Below are 16,969 nucleotides of genomic sequence, written 5' to 3'. Positions count from 1 at the left end.
AACGGGACGGTAGCGGTTCGGACGCGTCAGGGCGAACTGGAACCCGCCCCGGACCGATGCGACCTGCACGGTTTCCGCTAAAGTGAAACGGAAACGATTACCAATAACGTTTGGGCCCGGTCCCGGGCCGACGATCTTCCGAGTCGTGATCAGGAGAGAAGAAGTGCGCATGCCCCGAAGGTTCCGTTCCACTCGAACCACAGCGGCGGCGTTGGGCGCCGCCCTCGCAGCCCTGACACTCACCGCGTGCGGCACCTCCCCCGACTCCGACGGCGAGATCCGCGTCGTCGCGTCCACCAACGTCTGGGGCAGCGTCGCGCAGGCCGTCGCCGGCGACCGACTCGAGGTCACCTCGATCGTCACCGAACCGTCGGCCGACCCGCACTCCTACGAGGCCAGCCCGGCCGACGCCGCGAAGATCACCGATGCGTCCCTGGTGGTCCTCAACGGCGGCGGTTACGACCAGTTCGTCGAGGACGTCCTGAAGTCCGCCGGCGACAAACCGGCCGTCGACGCTTTCGATCTGTACGAGGAGCGCACCGGCACCCACGCCACCGAGTCCGCCGAGGAGCATGCGGGCCACTCGCACGGGTCGGTCAACGAACACGTCTGGTACGACATGCCCACCGTCGACGCCACTGCCGACGCGATCGCCGTGGAACTCGGCAAGCTCGACCCCGAGGGCGCCGACGTCTACAACCGCAACGCCGCGGCGTTCCGCGACCGGCTGCGCCAGGTGTCCGAGACGACGGCCGGCATCGCCGCCGCCCACCGCGACGCGCCGATCGCGCAGACCGAGCCCATCGCGCACTACCTGCTGCAGGCCGCGTCGCTGAAGGACGTCACCCCCGCGGCGTTCACCAGCGCCGTCGAGAACGGCACCGACCCGTCGCCGGCGTCGATCGCCGAGACGCGACAGTTGCTGGCGGACAAGAAGGTACGTGTCCTGGTCTACAACTCGCAGACCGTGGACAAGGTGACCGAGAACATCCGCGAGAACGCCGAGAACGCGGGCATCCCGGTCGTCGAGGTGACCGAGACGCTCCCCGAAGGCATGGACTTCGTGCAGTGGCAGACCGCTACGGCGCAGTCGCTCGCCGACGCCCTGAACGGTGCGTCGTGAGCAGTACCCCCGCCGTCGAACTGCGCGACGCCTGCCTGTCGTTCGGTGAGCGCACGCTGTGGTCCGACCTGAACCTCACCGTGGAGCAGGGCGAGTTCATCGCCGTGCTGGGCCCCAACGGCTCCGGAAAGACGTCGCTGCTCAAGGTCCTGCTCGGACAGTTGGCTCCGACGTGCGGCACAGTCCGCATCGCCGGTACCCCGGCGCGGGCGGGCAACGCCCACGTCGGATACGTGCCGCAGCAGAAGTCCCTCGACGAGGGTCTGCCGCTGCGCGGACGCGACCTGGTCGGTCTCGGCGTCGATGGACACCGCTGGGGCACCGGCCTGTTCGGCCGCGCCGGACGGCGCGCGATCGTCGACTCCGCCATCGCGCAGGTGGGTGCGCAGGCGTACGCCGACGCCCCCATCGGCTCGATGTCGGGCGGCGAACAGCAGCGGCTGCGCATCGCGCAGGCCCTCGTCGGTGACCCCAAGGTGTTGCTGTGCGACGAGCCGCTGCTCAGTCTCGACCTGGCCAACCAGCACCGGGTGTCCGAACTGATCGACCGTCGACGCCGTGACCACGACACCGCGGTTCTGTTCGTCACGCACGAGATCAACCCGATTTTGCCGCTCGTCGACCGCGTCCTCTACCTGGTCGACGGCAAGTTCCGGATCGGGACGCCCGAAGAGGTCATGACCTCCGAGGTGCTGTCCGAGCTGTACCGCACCGACGTCGAGGTGCTGCACGTGCGCGGCCGTCTCGTCGTCGTGGGCACCGGCGACGCCATCGACGCGCTCGGCAGCGGCGGCGGCCCGCGCCCCGGCGAGGGCGTCCACCACACCGAGGACCACGCATGAGCAACAAGTTCACCGACGCGATGTCGCACCTGCTCGACTTCTCCGCGACCGCGGACCTGCTGCGCTACGACTTCGTCCAGCAGGCGCTGATCGCGGGCGCGATCCTCGGCCTGCTGGCCGGCGTGATCGGCCCGCTGATCGTGAGTCGGCAGATGTCGTTCGCGGTGCACGGGACGTCGGAGCTGTCGCTGACCGGCGCGTCGGCCGCGCTGCTCATCGGCGTCGGTGTCGGCATCGGTGCCGTGGTCGGGTCCGTCGTCGCGGCCGTCCTCTTCGGCCTACTGGGAACCAAGGCACGCGAACGCGATTCGGTGATCGGCGTGATCATGGCGTTCGGTCTGGGTCTGTCGGTGCTGTTCCTGTGGGCGTACGACGGCCGCACCGGCACCAGTTTCTCCCTGCTGGTGGGACAGATCGTCGCCCCCGGCAACTCGGGTCTGGCACTGCTGTTCGGTTGCGCGGTCGTCGTGCTCGGCACGCTGGCGGTGATCTACCGGCCGCTGCTGTTCGCCAGCACCGACCCCGAGGTCGCCGCCGCCCGCGGGGTTCCGGTGCGCGCCCTGTCGATCGTGTTCGCGGTGCTCGTCGGCATCACCGCGGCGCTGGGTGTGCAGATCGTCGGCGCGCTGCTCGTCATGGCGCTGCTGATCACCCCGGCCGCCGCCGCCGGGCACGTCACCGCGAACCCGCTCAAGGCGACGGTGCTGGCCGTGCTGTTCGCCGAGCTGGCCGCCGTCGGCGGCATCCTGCTCTCGCTTGCGCCGGGTGTTCCGGTCTCGACGTTCGTCACCACGATCTCGTTCGTTATCTACCTGGTGTGCCGGGCGATCGGCGCGTCGCGGCGGCGGTCGGCGGGACGCGCGGTCGTCCCGGCCGGCGAGCACCTGCACGCCTGAGTCGAGCCCCCACGTGAAAGCGCTACCACCCGCGGGTGGTAGCGCTTTCACGTTCTGGAGGTAGTACTACGTCGCGGCGGGAAGCGCCTCGTAGGTGACCCAGTTCGTGCGCTTCGCGAGAGTGTCGTAGAGCGCCTGAGCCTGGTGGTTGTCCTCGGCGGTCACCCACTGCACCAGCGCGTGGCCCTCCGCGGCGGCCATCTCGGTGAGCCGGCCGATCAGAGCCCTTCCCACACCCCGGCCCCGGGCCGCGGGATCGGTGAACAGGTCGTCGAGGAACAGGCCGGTGGTTCCGGTGTACGGCGACGAGAAGCGGCGGTGGTGCGCGAACCCGAGGATCTCGCCGTCCACCTCCGCGACGAGGGCCTTGCACTCGTGCCGGGGATCCATGAACCAACCCCAGGCGCGGGAGACGACCTCCTCCGATTCGGGCAGTTCGTAGAACTCGCGGTACGCGCGGAACAGCACCCGCCAGCGGGCCTCGTCGGCGGGAAGGAGGAACCGGATCTTCGTCGTGGTTGCCATGGTCGTGCTCCTGTCGGTGGTCGAGAGTCGTGCGATGTGGGTGGACCGTCCCGCTACCGGGTGGCGGCGGCGATCAGGTCCCTGAGACGAGTGGATTCGGGTTCCCCGAGGGGAAGTTGCGGCAGGCGCGGAACACCGGCCTCGACACCGATGCTGCGGAGACCGGACTTGATGGTGGTCGGGAGTCCGCGGCTGACGATCATGTCGAGGAAGGGGCGGATCCGGCGGAAGATCTCGGCGGCCTCGTCGTCCCGACCGGCAGTGACCGCGCGACGGAACTCGACGATGCGGTCGGGGATCAGACACGGCGCCGCCGTGCACCACCCGACGGCCCCTGCCCGAAATGCCTTCTGCGCAAGCGGATTGCTGCCGTTGAAGAACGGGAGCGTGCCGCCGCTGAGGTCGGCGAGCCGGTGCATACGGGCGATGTCCCCGCTGGATTCCTTCACCATCGTGATGTTCTCGACCGTCGAGACGAGGTCGAACAGGAACTCCGCGGACATGTCGATACCCGTGGTGGCCGGGTTGTTGTAGACCATCACCGGGATGCCGACGGCGTCGGCGAGGGTGGTGAAGTGCTGCCGGAGCTCGGCCTCGGTCAGGCGCCAGTACGAGATCGGCAGCGCCATCACTGCCGTCGCCCCGAGCCGCTCGGCGATCTGGGCGCGACGGACCGTGCCGGCGGTCGTCAGGTCGGACACTCCGACGACGGTCGGCACCCGGCCGTCGATGTGCCGGATGGTCTCGGCCGCGACCGTGATCCACTCGTTTCGGTCGAGATAAGCACTCTCGCCGGTGCTTCCGAGGGGAGCGATCGCGTCGACTCCCGCCTCGATCATGCGGTCGAGCAGCAGCTGCAGGACGTCGACGTCGATCCGGGCGGGGTCGCGGAGGTCGAACGGGGTCACGGGATACGCGACGATTCCGCTGATGTGGGTCACCGTGCAGTCCAATCGGGTTCGGCGGTCGGATTCGAGAGGTCGTGGTCGATCGCGTCCGGGTGCGAGCGCAGCGCCCGGCGGGCGTAGTAGCCGAAGTTCGCCTCACTGCGCCGCGGGGTCAGCGTCCAGTCGTGCGCTTCCTTCGCCAGCCGCGGCGGGAGCGGCTTGATCTCGCCCGCCGCCATGGCGAGCAACTGCAGCCGGGCCGCGCGTTCGATCAGGTGTGCCGACGAGCAGGCCTCCTCGATCGTCGCCCCCACCACCAGCTGTCCGTGGTGCGCGAGCAGGATCGCCCGCTTGTCTCCCAGTGCGGCGGAGATGATCTCGCCCTCCTCGTTGCCGACGGGCACCCCCGGCCAGTCGGGCAGGAACGCGCAGTCGTCGTAGAGCGGCGCGGTGTCCATCTGCGAGATCTGCAGCGGGATCTCGAGCATCGACAACGCCGCCGCGTGCAGCGGATGCGTGTGGACTATGCAGTTCACGTCCGGCCGCGCCCGGTAGATCCAGCTGTGGAACCTGTTGGCCGGGTTCGCCATTCCACTCCCTTCGAGAACCTGCAGGTCCTCGTCGACGAGCAGCAGATTGCCCTCGGTGATCTCGTCGAACCCGAGCCCCAGCCGCTGCGTCAGAAAGGTTCCCGGCCGCGGACCGCGCGCCGAGATCTGACCCGCGAGCCCGGAGTCGTGACCGGCGTCGAACAGCGCACGGCACGTGAGGGCGATCTTCTGCCGATCCGTCCACTGCGCCGTCGACACCTCGGTGAGCATCGCCTTCTCGGCGGTCTTCATCAACTCGGCCTTACCGAGCTTCATCGTCGTCGCCATCCTCGTGGCTCCCTTCAACCGAAACGCGTGAGTGACACATCGAGCACTATATGACACAAGGTGTCCTATTGTGCAACAGAGTAGATCGATCGTTAGGGTGGGAGGGCGCGCGAGGACGTCGGTCCACGCCGTGCGCGGAGCGAGAGAGAGGTTCGACGGATGGCGGCGCTACTGAGGTCGCATCGACGCCGGGCAGGCCTGACGCTGGAGGCACTGGCCGAGGACACCGGGTTGACCAAGAGCTACCTGTCGAAGGTCGAGCGGGGAATCAGCACACCCTCGATCGCGGTGGCGCTCGAGATCGCCCGCGCCCTGGACGCCGACGTCAGCCAACTGTTCTCCGACACCCCCGACAACAGCGTGATGGCGATCGAGCGGCACGCCGAGCGCGCGCAGGTCGATGCCGACGACGACAGCGCCGTCTACGACGCGATCGCCACCCGGATGATCGGTAAGGCCATGCAGCCGTTCATCGTTCATCCCACGACGCAGCCCCGCTCCGACTACATGGAACACCCCGGCGAGGAGTTCGTCTTCGTCAAGGAGGGCACCGTCGAGGTGAGCATTCCCAATCAGGTCATCACCCTCGACGCGGGCGACAGCCTGTACTTCGACGCCAACACCCCACACCGCGTCCGATCGGTGTCGCCGACGCGGGCCGTCCTGGTGGTGGTCGTGCACGACGGCAACGGCTGCAGCGCGCCGTAGACACCCGTTCACCCCCGATCGGGGGTGCCCGAATATGGGGCCGTCGCCCTAGATTCGGAATCGAATCGTCGGCAGGCACTAGTGCGCAGGGAGAGAACGATCCACTACTTCGAACGGCTTTCCGAGACGAGCTTCCGCGCGACCAACCACACCGGTGGCGCGTGGAACACCGAGGAACAGCACATCGCACCCGCGCTCGGACTACTGGCGCACGCAATCGAAACCGACCGCGACCGGCGCCGTGACGACCGTCCGGCCATCGGCCGCCTGTCCTACGACATCCTCGGCACCCTCCCGATCGGCGTCGTGGACACGGCCGTCCGGACACTGCGTGCCGGGCGCACGATCGAACTGGTCGAGGCCACACTCAGCCACGACGGCCGGCCCGCCGTGGTGGCGCGGGCCTGGCTGATGCAGTCCTTCGAGACCGCACCGTTCGGCGGCACCCCCTTCCCGTCCATCGCCGCACCCGACGCCATGCCGACGTGGGACGCGACCACCGTCTGGCCGGGTGGGTTCATCGAGTCCGTCGACGTGCGCCGCGACCACGTCGAACCTGGACGCGCGTCGTTCTGGGTGCGCACCCCGATCCCGCTGGTCGCAGACGAGCCGGTCAGCGCCGTCGCCCGAACGGCCGGTGTGCTCGACATCGCCAACGGTATGGCCACTCGGGTCAGCCCCGCCGAGGTGGCGTTCCCCAACCTCGACCTCACCCTGCACCTGTTCGCCGAACCGGACGGCGAGTGGGTCGGGTTCGACACGTCCGTCAGCTTCGGCGCCTCCGGGATCGGACTGACCCACAGCACCGTCAGCGGCGTGCGCGGCCCGATCGGAACGTCGTCGCAGATCCTCACGGTGCGGCCCACCGCCCGGTAACCCGTCGCGGGCGGCCGGTACCGCATCGCGCGGAACTAGGATCGAGGCGTGGCGATGATCGATCTCAACAGCGACCTCGGCGAGAGCTTCGGCGCGTGGACCCTCGGCGACGACGCGGCGATGCTCGACCTCGTGACGAGCGCGAACGTCGCCGGCGGATTCCATGCCGGCGATCCCGCGACGCTGCTGCGCACGTGCCGGGACGCGACGGCGCGCGACGTCCGGATCGGCGCCCAGGTCGGCTATCGCGATCTGGCCGGGTTCGGTCGCCGCTTCATCGACGTCTCCGCCGCGGACCTCACGGCCGATGTGATCTACCAGATCGGAGCCCTCGACGCCCTCGCCCGCACCGCGGGATCGGCCGTCACGTACGTCAAACCCCACGGCGCGCTGTACAACGCGATCGTCCACCACCGTGATCAGGCGCGGGCCGTCGTCGACGCCGTGCGGGCCGTGAACCCGTCGTTGCCGGTGCTCGGCCTGCCCGGGTCCGCGTTCCTCGAGGAGGCGGAGAGCGCCGGACTCCGTGTCGTCACCGAGGCCTTCGCCGACCGCGCCTACACCCCCGAGGGCACGCTCGTCCCCCGCACCGAACCGGGCGCCGTCGTGCACGACCCCGACGTCGTCGCGAAGCGGGTGCTGCAGTTGGTCACGACGGGCACGATCGAGGCGATCGACGGCACCCCGATCGTCGTCCCGGCGGAGACGATCTGCGTCCACGGCGACACTCCCGCCGCGGTCGCGATGGCCGCGGCGATCCGCAAGCTGCTCGACGCCGAGAAGATTCACGTGAAACCGTTCGTCTGATGCGCATCCTGGACATGGGGGACCGGGCGCTGCTGGTCGAGTTCGACGGACTCGACGCGACGCTCGCCCACTTCCGCGGCATGACCGCCGACCCGCACCCGGCGGTCACCGATCTGGTGCCCGCCGCACGCACCGTGCTCGTGCGGTTCCGCGGAGTCCGCCCCGACCACGTCGCGGCGTGGGTGCGCTCGACCGACCCGATCACCGCCGACACGCTGCCGCCCACCGCGCCCGTCGAGATCCCGGTCCGCTACGACGGCCCGGATCTCGACGAGGTCGGCGCGCTCACCGGTCTCGGAGCCGACGGCGTGATCGCCGCCCACAGCGGGCAGACGTGGACGGTCACGTTCGTCGGCTTCAGCCCAGGCTTCGGATATCTGGCCGGCCAGGATTCCCGCCTGCACGTGCCCCGCCGGTCGTCACCCCGCACCACGGTCCCGGCCGGCGCCGTCGGGCTGGCCGGGGAGTTCTCCGGGATCTACCCGCGCAGCTCCCCCGGCGGCTGGCAACTGATCGGCAGCACCGCCGAACCGATGTGGGACGTCGACCGTGATCCGCCGGCCCTCCTGCAGCCGGGAGCGGCCGTCACCTTCCGCGCCGTCTGATCCGCCCCCGTATCCCGCCCCTCCGCCCCACCCCTCCCGGCCGCACCCTCCCGGCTCCCGCGTTTTGCGCACTTATCGCGCCCCACGCCCCGCGATTCTCGCGACAAGTGCGCAAAACGCGGGGTGGGGGCGGGGATTGTCGCGACAAGTGCGCAAAACGCGGGTCAGGCGCCGAGGGCGAAGGCGACGAGGAAGCCCAGGGCGGTGGAGACCCCCACCCACCAGCCGCCCTCCCGATAGGCCTCGGGCATCAGCGAGTCGGCGAGCACCGCGATGGTCGCGCCGCCCGCGAAGGCCTGGATGACGGCGATGTCGCCGTCGGAGATGTTGTCGGAGACGGCGTTCGCGCCGACCACCACCAACACCAGGACCGCCGCGGTGATCGCCCAGACCCCGAACGCCCGACGCGAATCGAACCCGGGTTGCTTACGCATCGACGCCGCGCCCGCAACGGATTCGGGGACGTTGCCGACCGCAACCGCCACGAGCAGCACCACTCCCCCGCCCTCCATGAGCGAGACGCCCAGCGCGGTGTTCTCCGGGATCCCGTCGAGCAGCGACCCCAGCATCAGCGCCCAACCCAACGCGGCCGGCCCGAGCTTGTTCTCGACCAGATGATCCGCGACGACGTACACGAGCGCACCCGCGAGGAGCGCCGTGCCCGCGACCCACACTCCCTCGATCGCGAACGCCGGCGCGAACAGCTCCGACGACACCGCCGCAACCATCGTGCCGGCACCGAAAGCCATCAACGCTGCGAGCAGCGGCCTGGGCAGGTTGTAGCGCAATCCGATCCACGCCCCGAACAACAACGGCAGAGCCGTTCCGAGACCGTACAGCGCAGCTGTCAGCATCGATCGATCGTAGTGACCACCGCCCGAAATGCGCGACAATCGACGCATGGCATGGCTCGAAGTCCTGCGCGCCGGCGCACGCACCACCGTCCAGGACCGCGGCCGGCCCGGACACGCAGCCCTGGGAGTGGGGGCATCCGGCGCGGCCGACGTCGTCGCTCACGATGCCGCCAACCGCCTCGTCGGAAACGGTCCCGACGCCGCCACCCTTGAGGTGACGCTCGGCGGTCTGCGAGCACGGCTACACGGAGACGCGACCGTAGCGGTCACCGGCGCACCGACGCCGCTGACAGTGAACGGCGTACCCCGACCGCTCTTCTCGCGCCTCCACCTCCGGGACGGCGACGACATCGCGCTGGGCATCGCGCCGGCCGGCCTGCGCACCTATCTCGCGGTGCGCGGCGGCATCGACGTCCCGCCGGTGCTCGGCAGCCGGGCCACCGACACGCTCTCCGGGATCGGTCCGGCACCGGTTCGCGCCGAGGACCGCCTGCCCGTGGGCGACGCGCACCGCGAACTGCCCGCCGAGGACTTCATCCCGCCGCCGGCCACCGCCGCAGACCCCGTCGAACTCCGGGTCCGGATGGGGCCCCGCGCCGACTGGTTCACACCGGCCTCGCGTTCCGCACTGGTGCAACGACTGTGGACCGTCACGACCGACACCGACCGGGTGGGGGCTCGGTTGGACGGTACGGGCCCGCTGCACCGCGCCCGCACCGGCGAACTGCCCAGCGAGGGCATGGTTTCCGGAGCCCTGCAGGTGCCACCGAACGGAATGCCGGTGCTGTTCCTGGCCGATCATCCGGTGACCGGCGGCTACCCGGTGATCGCGGTGGTCCTCGAAGACGACATCCCGGCCGCAGCGCAGCTGCGGCCGGGATGTCGGATCAGGTTCCGGAAGGTTCTCTGACGCTCAGCTCCGGCGCTGGCGCGCGATCTCGGACAGCACGACGCCCGCCGCGACGGACGCGTTGAGCGACTCCACCTCGCCGGCCATCGGGATGCTGAGGATCGAGTCGCAGGTCTCGCGGACCAGACGGGACAGGCCCTTGCCCTCCGAGCCGACGACGATGACGACCGGACCGGTGCCCTCGTAGTTGTCGAGGCTCGTATCGCCGCCCGCGTCGAGGCCGACGACCTGGACGCCCTTGCTCTGCCAGTCCTTGAGGGTGCGGGTGAGATTCGTGGCACGCGCGACGGGCAGCCGTGCGGCGGCACCGGCGCTGGTGCGCCACGCGACGGCGGTGACGCTGGCGCTGCGGCGCTGCGGGATCACGACACCGTGGCCACCGAACGCGGCCACCGAGCGCACGACGGCACCGAGATTACGCGGATCGGTGATGTTGTCGAGCGCCACCAGCAGTGCCGGCTCCTGCCGGGACCGCGCCGCGGTGAGGAGGTCGTCCGGATGCGCGTACCGGTACGGCGGCACCTGGAGCGCGATGCCCTGGTGCATGCCGTTGGCGCTCATGCGGTCGAGGTCCGTGCGCGGCACCTCGAGGATCGAGATTCCCGCGTCCGCCGCCCGCTGCACCGACTCCTTGAGCCGGTCGTCGGTCTCGGCGCCCACCGCGACGTACAGCGCCGTCGCCGGCACACCCGCGCGCAGACACTCGACGACGGGGTTGCGTCCGAGCACCATCTCCGGCGAGTCGTCGGCCCGACGGATCGCCGCCGCCCGCTGCATCTGCCGCTGGTCCGCCGCGCGTGCCGCCGCCCGCGCCTTCTTGGCCGCGGGATGCTTGGTGCGCGCCTCGGCGGGCGGCGTCGCACCGCGACCCTCGAGGCCCTTGCTGCGCTTGCCGCCGGATCCGACGACCTGGCCCTTCTTGGTGCCACCCTTGCGGATCGCACCGCGCCTGCTCGAATTACCCGCCATCACTTACCCGATTCGTTGGAAGAAGCTTGCTCGAGCGACCACTCGGGTCCGCTCGGAGTGTCGGTCACGGCGATGCCCGCCGCAGCCAACCGGTCGCGGACCTCGTCGGCCACCGCCCAGTTCTTGTCGGCCCGCGCCTGCTGGCGCCGGTCGAGTTCGGCCTGCACGAGCACGTCGAGTGCGCCCATCGCCGCCGCGTCGTCCGACGCAGCGGTCCACTGCTCGTCGAGCGGATCGACGCCCAGGATCCCGAGCATCGCCCGGACCTGGCCGGCGAGCGCCCGCGCGCCGTCCGCGTCACCGGACTCGAGCGCGATGTTGCCCTCGCGTACCCGGCCGTGGATCTCGGCAAGGGCCGCAGGCACGTTCAGGTCGTCGTCGAGCGCCGCCGCGAACTCCTCGGTCCACTTGCCGACCTGGACCTCGCCGGCCCGCTCGGCCGTCCGCTGCACGAACGACTCGCAACGCCGGTACCCGGCGGCGGCCTCCTGCAGCGCCTCCTCGGAGTACTCGAGCATCGACCGGTAGTGGGCGCTGCCGAGGTAGTACCGAAGTTCCTGCGGGCGAACGAGTTTGAGTACGTTCGGCACCGAAAGCACGTTGCCGAGCGACTTCGACATCTTCTCGCCCGACTTGGTGACCCAGCCGTTGTGCAGCCAGTACTGCGCGAAGTCGTCACCGGCGCACTTGGCCTGCGCGATCTCGTTCTCGTGATGCGGGAACACCAGATCCAGTCCGCCGCAGTGGATGTCGAACGCCTGGCCGAGGTAGAACACCGCCATCGCCGAGCATTCGAGGTGCCATCCGGGCCGGCCCGGACCCCACGGTGTGGGCCACGACGGCTCGCCCGGCTTGGCGGCCTTCCAGAGCGTGAAGTCCCGCGGATCCCGTTTCCCCGCACCGGCGCTCTCGCCCTGGTGGACGTCGTCGAGCTTGTGCCCGGACAACCGCCCGTACTCGGGGAAGCTCCGGACGTCGAAGTAGACGTCGCCGCCCGACGCGTACGCGTGGCCGTTGTCGATGAGCCGCTGCATCATCTCGACCATCTGGGTGACGTGCCCGGTCGCCCGCGGCTCCACCGACGGCGGCAGCACACCCAGCTGCCGGTAGGCCCAGTCGAACGAACGCTCGAACGTCGCGGCCCACTCCCACCAGGGGCGGCCCGCCTCGGCGGCCTTGTTCAGGATCTTGTCGTCGATATCGGTGACATTTCGCACGAACGCGACGTCGTAGTCGTGCGCGAGCAGCCAGCGGCGCAGCACGTCGAACGCGACGCCACTGCGGACGTGGCCGATGTGAGGTTCGCCCTGGACGGTGGCGCCACACAGGTACACCGAGGCATGTCCGGGGGTCAGCGGGACGAAGTCACGCGGAGCCCGTGTCACGGTGTCGTATAGGCGCAGGGTCACGACGAGCGATTCTACCGGGCGCTAGCAGCGGGGATGATCAGCGCGGTCGCCACCGCGGCGATGCCCTCGCCGCGACCGGTGAGCCCCAGTCCGTCGGTGGTGGTCGCCGATACCGAGACCGGTGCACCGAGGACGTCACCGAGCACCCGCTGGGCCTCCTCGCGGCGCGGACCGATCTTCGGCCGATTGCCGATGACCTGCACGGATGCGTTGCCGACGGTGTAGCCGGCGTCACCGAGCAGACGTCGGACCTCGGTGAGCATCCGCACACCGGAAACCCCGTCCCACTCGGGTCGGCCGGTGCCGAACACCGAACCGAGATCGCCCAGACCGGCCGCCGAGAGGAGTGCGTCACACAGCGCGTGGGCGGCGACGTCACCGTCCGAGTGCCCGGCGCAGCCGTCGACGTCGTCGAACAACAGACCGGCCATCCAGCACGGACGGCCCTTCTCCACGGGATGGACGTCCGTACCGATTCCGACTCGCACGCTCTCGGGCTCCTTACTCGGGTCCGGCCTGCCCGAGCAGTACCCGGGCCAGCGCGAGATCCCACGGGGTGGTGATCTTGAATGCCTCGGGCTCGCCGACGATGGTCCGGACCGGCTCGCCGAGCCGCTCGACCAGGCCGGCGTCGTCGGTCGCGTCCCCGTTCACGTCCTCGTACGCCCGACGCAACAGGTCGGCGTCGAAGCCCTGCGGGGTCTGGACCGCTCGCAGTTCCGAACGCGGCGGTGTGCCCGTGACGGTGCCGAGCACGTCGACGGTCTTGATGGTGTCGCTCACCGGCAGGACCGGCACGACCGCAGTGCGACCGGCCTGCAGTTCCGCCACGACGCGGGCGATCAACGACGGCGGCGTCAGTGCCCGCGCGGCGTCGTGCACCAGCACCAGACCGGCTTCGGGCGCCGCGGCGAGACCCGCACGGACCGAATCCGCGCGCTCCTCACCACCGACGACGACGAGCACTCCCGCGGGCAGGTCTGCCCGAGCCGCCTCGACGAGTTCGTCGGGAACGATCACCACGACGGTGTCGACGACGCCCGAACCGAGGAGTCCGTCGACGGCGCGGCGCAGCATGCTGCGCCCACCGAGTTCGACGAACGCCTTCGGCACGGGCTCACCCAGCCGAACACCACGTCCGGCTGCAGGGACCAGCGCTACGACCGGCCCCCCGTTGTCACTCACTGTCAGGATGCTGCGGCCAGGACCTCGTCGAGGATGATCTCCGCCTTGGCGTCGTCCGTACCTTCCGCCAGGGCCAGCTCACCCACGAGGATCTGACGCGCCTTGGCCAGCATCCGCTTCTCGCCGGCCGACAGGCCGCGATCCTGCTCACGCCGCCACAGATCACGCACGACCTCGGCGACCTTGTTCACATCACCCGAGGCCAGCTTCTCCAGGTTCGCCTTGTAACGGCGAGACCAGTTCGTCGGCTCCTCGGTGTGCGGCGCACGAAGCACCTGGAACACCTTGTCGAGACCCTCCTGACCGACCACGTCACGCACGCCGACGTACTCGGCGTTCTCCGCGGGAACGCGGACGGTGAGATCACCCTGCGCGACCTTCAGAACGAGGTATTCCTTCTGCTCACCCTTGATGGTGCGGGTTTCGATCGCCTCGATCAACGCCGCTCCGTGATGGGGGTATACGACGGTGTCTCCGACCTTGAAAATCATCTGTCCCGTGCCCCTTTCGATCTTTCGAGTTTAACACGTGACCAAACGATCGTCCCATCAACGGCGCAGGTCAGGGGCGTCGTTACCTGATCTTAGGGGTTGACAGAGTGCCCCAACCGTGCATTTCGACCCCCCTCGGAGACCCCTCCGGAGCACCCCCGCGGACGCCCGATCCTGTACTCCGCCAACCGTTGCGCGCCCGACACGACCTCGTAACGAGTACCCAGAGTGCGGCGCCTCGAGGGTGACTACTACTCTGCCTAGTGGATTGTGAACCTGACCCATGGAGGACAACCCGTGACTGCTCTCACTGCGTCGCCGACTCGCCGAGTCATGGCCGCCGTCGCTCTCGCCGCCGGCGCGACGCTCATGCTGTCCGCGTGCGGAGCGGGTCAGATCTCGCAGACCGCGACCCAGGTCGCTGCCATCAACGGCAACCAGGCCACCAGCGGTGACATCGCGCTGCGCAACGTGCACGTCGTGTACCCGAACTCCGAGGAGTTCAGCATCGAGCCCGGCGGCGACGCCGAGCTCGCGTTCACCGCTGTCAACCTCAGCGAGTCGAAGTCGGACCGCCTGAAGTCCATCAAGACGGACTACGCCGGCTCGGTGAAGATCGACGAGAAGGACGGCACGCTCGAGATCAAGCCGCAGTTCGCGCTCGGCGCCGGCAACCCGGACGTCTCGGTTCCCGAGGAGGCGCCCGAGCACGTCAGCCTGATCGACGTCACCCTCCAGGACATCCGCGAGGGCGTCCGTCCGGGCCTGACCTTCCCGGTCATCTTCACGTTCGAGAACGCCGGCGACATCGTCGTGCAGGTCCCGGTCGACGCCGGCCCGAAGACCGAGCGCCACGAGTCGGAGAAGTCCCCCGTCGTGTCCGAGGGGCACTGACCCACAGCACGTGAAGGAAGGCCCGGGCGACAGTGTCGCCCGGGCCTTCCTGTCTGTGGCAGCCACTAGGATTCCCGGGTGGCCAAACCCAAATCCAGCTTCAGGTGTTCGTCGTGTCAGCACACGGTTGCCAAGTGGGTCGGCCGCTGCCCCGAGTGCGGCACCTGGGGGTCCATGGACGAGGCCCCGGTCCTGGCAGCGGTGACGTCCCGCCCCGGAGCCTCGCTGGCCCGCGCGGGCGCGGCGGCACTGCTCCCGTCCACACCTGCGACGCCCATCACCCAGATCGACGGCAAGACCACGCGTGCCAAGGCGACCGGCGTGGACGAACTCGACCGGGTCCTCGGCGGCGGAGTCGTCCCCGGATCGGTGGTGCTGCTCGCCGGTGAACCCGGCGTGGGCAAGTCGACGCTGCTGCTCGAGGTGGTCCACCGGTGGGCCACCCGCAGCGCCGACGACCGCGCGCTGTACGTCACCGGCGAGGAGTCGGCGGGACAGGTGCGCCTGCGCGCGGACCGCACCGGCGCGGTGCACGAGCGGGTCTACCTCGCCGCGGAGTCCGATCTGGCGACGGTTCTCGGTCACGTCGAGCAGGTCCGCCCCACGCTGCTCATCGTCGACTCGGTGCAGACCATGCTCGCGGCGGACGTCGACGGTGTCGTCGGCGGTGTCACGCAGGTGCGGGCCATCACGAGTGCGCTGACGTCACTCGCGAAAGCCAGCGGCGTGCCGGTGCTGCTCATCGGCCACGTCACCAAGGACGGCGCGGTGGCCGGCCCGCGGTCGCTCGAGCACCTGGTCGACGTCGTGCTGCACTTCGAGGGCGACAAGCACTCCACCCTCCGCATGATCCGCGGCATCAAGAACCGGTTCGGCGCCGCCGACGAGGTGGGCTGCTTCGAACTGCGCGAGGACGGCATCGTCGGCGTGAGCGACCCGTCCGGCCTGTTCCTGCACCACCGACTGGACGAGGTGCCCGGCACCGCCGTGACCGTCACGATGGACGGCAAGCGTCCACTGCTCGGCGAGGTGCAGGCACTCGTGGCGCCCACCCACAACCCGTCGCCGCGGCGGGCGGTGAGCGGACTCGACTCGGCGCGCGTGTCGATGGTGCTGGCCGTGCTCGAGCGCCGGCACTCGATCAAGCTCTCCGACAAGGAGGTCTACGCCGCGACCGTCGGCGGCATGCGGATGACGGACCCGTCGTGCGATCTCGCGCTCGCGATCGCGGTGGCGTCGGGCAGCAAGGACCGTCCGATCCCGGCCGGCACCGTCGTGCTGGGCGAGGTCGGCCTGGCCGGCGAGGTCCGCCGGGTGAGCGGCGTCGGCCGCCGGGTCGCCGAGGCCGCGCGCCTGGGCTTCACGCGCGCGGTGGTTCCGGTCGACTCCGGCGAACTACCGAAGGGCATCCGGGCGATCGAGGTCGCGAACGTCGGAGATGCCTTGCGGGCGTTGAGTCTTCGCTGAGCGTCAGACCGCGGAAGTGCCGAACGGCGACGTCGGCTGACCGTCGACGAACGCCGCGGTGGGCGCGAAATGCTCCGGGTCGACCGTCAGGAACAGCCCGCGCGAGGTCGCGACCGGGGTGTTCGGGTCGGTGCCCGGCCCCTCGACGATGAACGCCTCGGACGTCGTGTAGGCCTTACGCCGGACGGTGCCCTCGATCCGCGCACGGAACTCGAGCACCGAGCTGAGCGGGATGGGCCGGGCGAAGTCGATCTCCAGGTGCGCGGTGACGACCGGGCCGCCGAGCACCATGCACGCCATGCCCTGGACCTCGTCGAACGCGGTCGACAGGATGCCGCCGTGGATCACACCCGGTCCGCCCTGATAGCGGTTCGCCACCTCGAGCCGACCGGTGACGGTCAGGTCCTCGCCGGCCTGGAAGGTCATGGCCATACCGGCGGGCTGGTCGTCGCCGCAGCCGAAGCACTTGGACCAGTGCTGCGGGAGCGGTTCCCCGGGAGCGGGGTACCAGTCCGGCACCTCCGGAAGAACGAGGTCATCGGGCAAGATCCAAGTACTGCTCACAACTAGGTAATGTAGATGCGGCCCGACCGCGGCCCGTATGCGGCACGGCAAGATGTGACGTCGACCGCACCTGGGGGGA

General features: G+C 69.8%; 20 protein-coding genes. 10 read left to right on the top strand and 10 right to left on the bottom strand.

Features of this window, described 5'->3' with window-relative positions:
• Positions 1-169: 169 nt before the first annotated feature.
• The 3 genes from C7H75_RS03430 to C7H75_RS03420 are packed head-to-tail and all read left to right on the top strand — an operon-like array spanning position 170 to position 2,861.
• Positions 170-1,123: a metal ABC transporter solute-binding protein, Zn/Mn family gene (locus C7H75_RS03430; protein WP_044990444.1), complete on the top strand. Its 954-nt coding sequence runs from the start codon at positions 170-172 to the stop codon at positions 1,121-1,123.
• A complete protein-coding gene (locus tag C7H75_RS03425; protein ID WP_005515659.1) occupies positions 1,120-1,965 on the top strand; it encodes a metal ABC transporter ATP-binding protein in 846 nt (281 codons plus the stop codon). The genes C7H75_RS03430 and C7H75_RS03425 overlap by 4 nt, the downstream gene beginning before the upstream one ends.
• On the top strand, positions 1,962-2,861 hold the full coding sequence (locus C7H75_RS03420; RefSeq protein WP_013414819.1) for a metal ABC transporter permease: 900 nt from the start codon (positions 1,962-1,964) through the stop codon (positions 2,859-2,861). The genes C7H75_RS03425 and C7H75_RS03420 overlap by 4 nt, the downstream gene beginning before the upstream one ends.
• A gap of 66 nt (positions 2,862-2,927) precedes the next feature.
• Here the strand turns inward: C7H75_RS03420 and C7H75_RS03415 are convergent, their stop codons facing one another.
• From C7H75_RS03415 to C7H75_RS03405, 3 genes are read right to left on the bottom strand one after another with little or no spacing between them, the layout of a single operon-like run.
• The gene (locus C7H75_RS03415) at positions 2,928-3,386 is read right to left on the bottom strand and encodes a GNAT family N-acetyltransferase (protein WP_022593997.1); all 459 of its coding nucleotides are present in this window, start codon (positions 3,384-3,386) and stop codon (positions 2,928-2,930) included.
• Positions 3,387-3,439: 53 nt separating this feature from the next.
• A complete protein-coding gene (locus tag C7H75_RS03410) occupies positions 3,440-4,327 on the bottom strand; it encodes a dihydrodipicolinate synthase family protein (protein WP_013414817.1) in 888 nt (295 codons plus the stop codon).
• Positions 4,324-5,151 carry an aldolase gene (locus tag C7H75_RS03405; protein WP_005515664.1) on the bottom strand — a complete coding sequence of 276 codons (828 nt, stop codon included), beginning with the start codon at positions 5,149-5,151 and terminating at the stop codon, positions 4,324-4,326. Before C7H75_RS03405 ends, C7H75_RS03410 begins: the two co-directional genes overlap by 4 nt.
• 159 nt (positions 5,152-5,310) lie before the next feature.
• Here C7H75_RS03405 and C7H75_RS03400 point away from each other — a divergent pair, with 159 nt between their 5' ends.
• The 4 genes from C7H75_RS03400 to C7H75_RS03385 all read left to right on the top strand — a co-directional run bounded on the left by C7H75_RS03400 (position 5,311) and on the right by C7H75_RS03385 (position 8,147).
• Entirely contained in the window at positions 5,311-5,859 is a 549-nt protein-coding gene (locus C7H75_RS03400; RefSeq protein WP_106850935.1) for a helix-turn-helix domain-containing protein, read from the top strand.
• Between the two features lie 99 nt (positions 5,860-5,958).
• A complete protein-coding gene (locus tag C7H75_RS03395; RefSeq protein WP_106851977.1) occupies positions 5,959-6,735 on the top strand; it encodes a thioesterase family protein in 777 nt (258 codons plus the stop codon).
• Between the two features lie 48 nt (positions 6,736-6,783).
• A complete protein-coding gene (locus tag C7H75_RS03390; RefSeq protein ID WP_005515667.1) occupies positions 6,784-7,542 on the top strand; it encodes a LamB/YcsF family protein in 759 nt (252 codons plus the stop codon).
• The gene (locus tag C7H75_RS03385; protein WP_005515668.1) at positions 7,542-8,147 is read left to right on the top strand and encodes a 5-oxoprolinase subunit B family protein; all 606 of its coding nucleotides are present in this window, start codon (positions 7,542-7,544) and stop codon (positions 8,145-8,147) included. The genes C7H75_RS03390 and C7H75_RS03385 overlap by 1 nt, the downstream gene beginning before the upstream one ends.
• A gap of 164 nt (positions 8,148-8,311) precedes the next feature.
• Here the strand turns inward: C7H75_RS03385 and C7H75_RS03380 are convergent, their stop codons facing one another.
• A complete protein-coding gene (locus C7H75_RS03380; RefSeq protein WP_013414812.1) occupies positions 8,312-9,001 on the bottom strand; it encodes a ZIP family metal transporter in 690 nt (229 codons plus the stop codon).
• 46 nt (positions 9,002-9,047) lie between these two features.
• Here C7H75_RS03380 and C7H75_RS03375 point away from each other — a divergent pair, with 46 nt between their 5' ends.
• Positions 9,048-9,911, top strand: coding sequence for a 5-oxoprolinase subunit C family protein (locus C7H75_RS03375; RefSeq protein ID WP_041674552.1), 864 nt, complete (start codon positions 9,048-9,050; stop codon positions 9,909-9,911).
• A gap of 3 nt (positions 9,912-9,914) precedes the next feature.
• Here C7H75_RS03375 and rlmB read toward each other — a convergent pair whose 3' ends face one another.
• From rlmB to carD, 5 genes are read right to left on the bottom strand one after another with little or no spacing between them, the layout of a single operon-like run.
• On the bottom strand, positions 9,915-10,880 hold the full coding sequence (rlmB, locus tag C7H75_RS03370) for a 23S rRNA (guanosine(2251)-2'-O)-methyltransferase RlmB (protein ID WP_005515672.1): 966 nt from the start codon (positions 10,878-10,880) through the stop codon (positions 9,915-9,917).
• On the bottom strand, positions 10,880-12,289 hold the full coding sequence (gene cysS, locus C7H75_RS03365) for a cysteine--tRNA ligase (protein WP_005515673.1): 1,410 nt from the start codon (positions 12,287-12,289) through the stop codon (positions 10,880-10,882). The genes rlmB and cysS overlap by 1 nt, the downstream gene beginning before the upstream one ends.
• Before the next feature lie 11 nt (positions 12,290-12,300).
• The gene (ispF, locus tag C7H75_RS03360; protein WP_013414809.1) at positions 12,301-12,777 is read right to left on the bottom strand and encodes a 2-C-methyl-D-erythritol 2,4-cyclodiphosphate synthase; all 477 of its coding nucleotides are present in this window, start codon (positions 12,775-12,777) and stop codon (positions 12,301-12,303) included.
• 13 nt (positions 12,778-12,790) lie between these two features.
• Complete coding sequence (gene ispD, locus C7H75_RS03355; protein ID WP_013414808.1) at positions 12,791-13,474, bottom strand: 2-C-methyl-D-erythritol 4-phosphate cytidylyltransferase; 684 nt, start codon at positions 13,472-13,474, stop codon at positions 12,791-12,793.
• A gap of 2 nt (positions 13,475-13,476) precedes the next feature.
• Positions 13,477-13,965 carry an RNA polymerase-binding transcription factor CarD gene (gene carD, locus C7H75_RS03350; protein ID WP_005515676.1) on the bottom strand — a complete coding sequence of 163 codons (489 nt, stop codon included), beginning with the start codon at positions 13,963-13,965 and terminating at the stop codon, positions 13,477-13,479.
• A 297-nt stretch (positions 13,966-14,262) separates the two neighbouring features.
• Between carD and C7H75_RS03345 the strand changes: the two genes are divergently transcribed.
• Positions 14,263-14,859 (top strand): copper chaperone PCu(A)C domain-containing protein, encoded by a 597-nt coding sequence (locus C7H75_RS03345; protein ID WP_005515677.1) that lies wholly within the window; start codon positions 14,263-14,265, stop codon positions 14,857-14,859.
• A gap of 78 nt (positions 14,860-14,937) precedes the next feature.
• Positions 14,938-16,326, top strand: a complete 1,389-nt coding sequence (gene radA, locus C7H75_RS03340; RefSeq protein WP_041673837.1) for a DNA repair protein RadA — start codon at positions 14,938-14,940, stop codon at positions 16,324-16,326.
• A gap of 3 nt (positions 16,327-16,329) precedes the next feature.
• Here radA and C7H75_RS03335 read toward each other — a convergent pair whose 3' ends face one another.
• Positions 16,330-16,890, bottom strand: a complete 561-nt coding sequence (locus tag C7H75_RS03335; protein ID WP_106850934.1) for a PaaI family thioesterase — start codon at positions 16,888-16,890, stop codon at positions 16,330-16,332.
• Positions 16,891-16,969: the final 79 nt, after the last annotated feature.

Origin of the sequence: Rhodococcus (subgen. Prescottella) equi, assembly GCF_003013675.1 — a bacterium.
GTDB classification, from domain to species: Bacteria; Actinomycetota; Actinomycetes; order Mycobacteriales; family Mycobacteriaceae; genus Prescottella; species Prescottella equi.
Note: the sequence above shows the minus strand (reverse complement) of the source record. Positions and strands in the feature narration are given on the sequence as shown.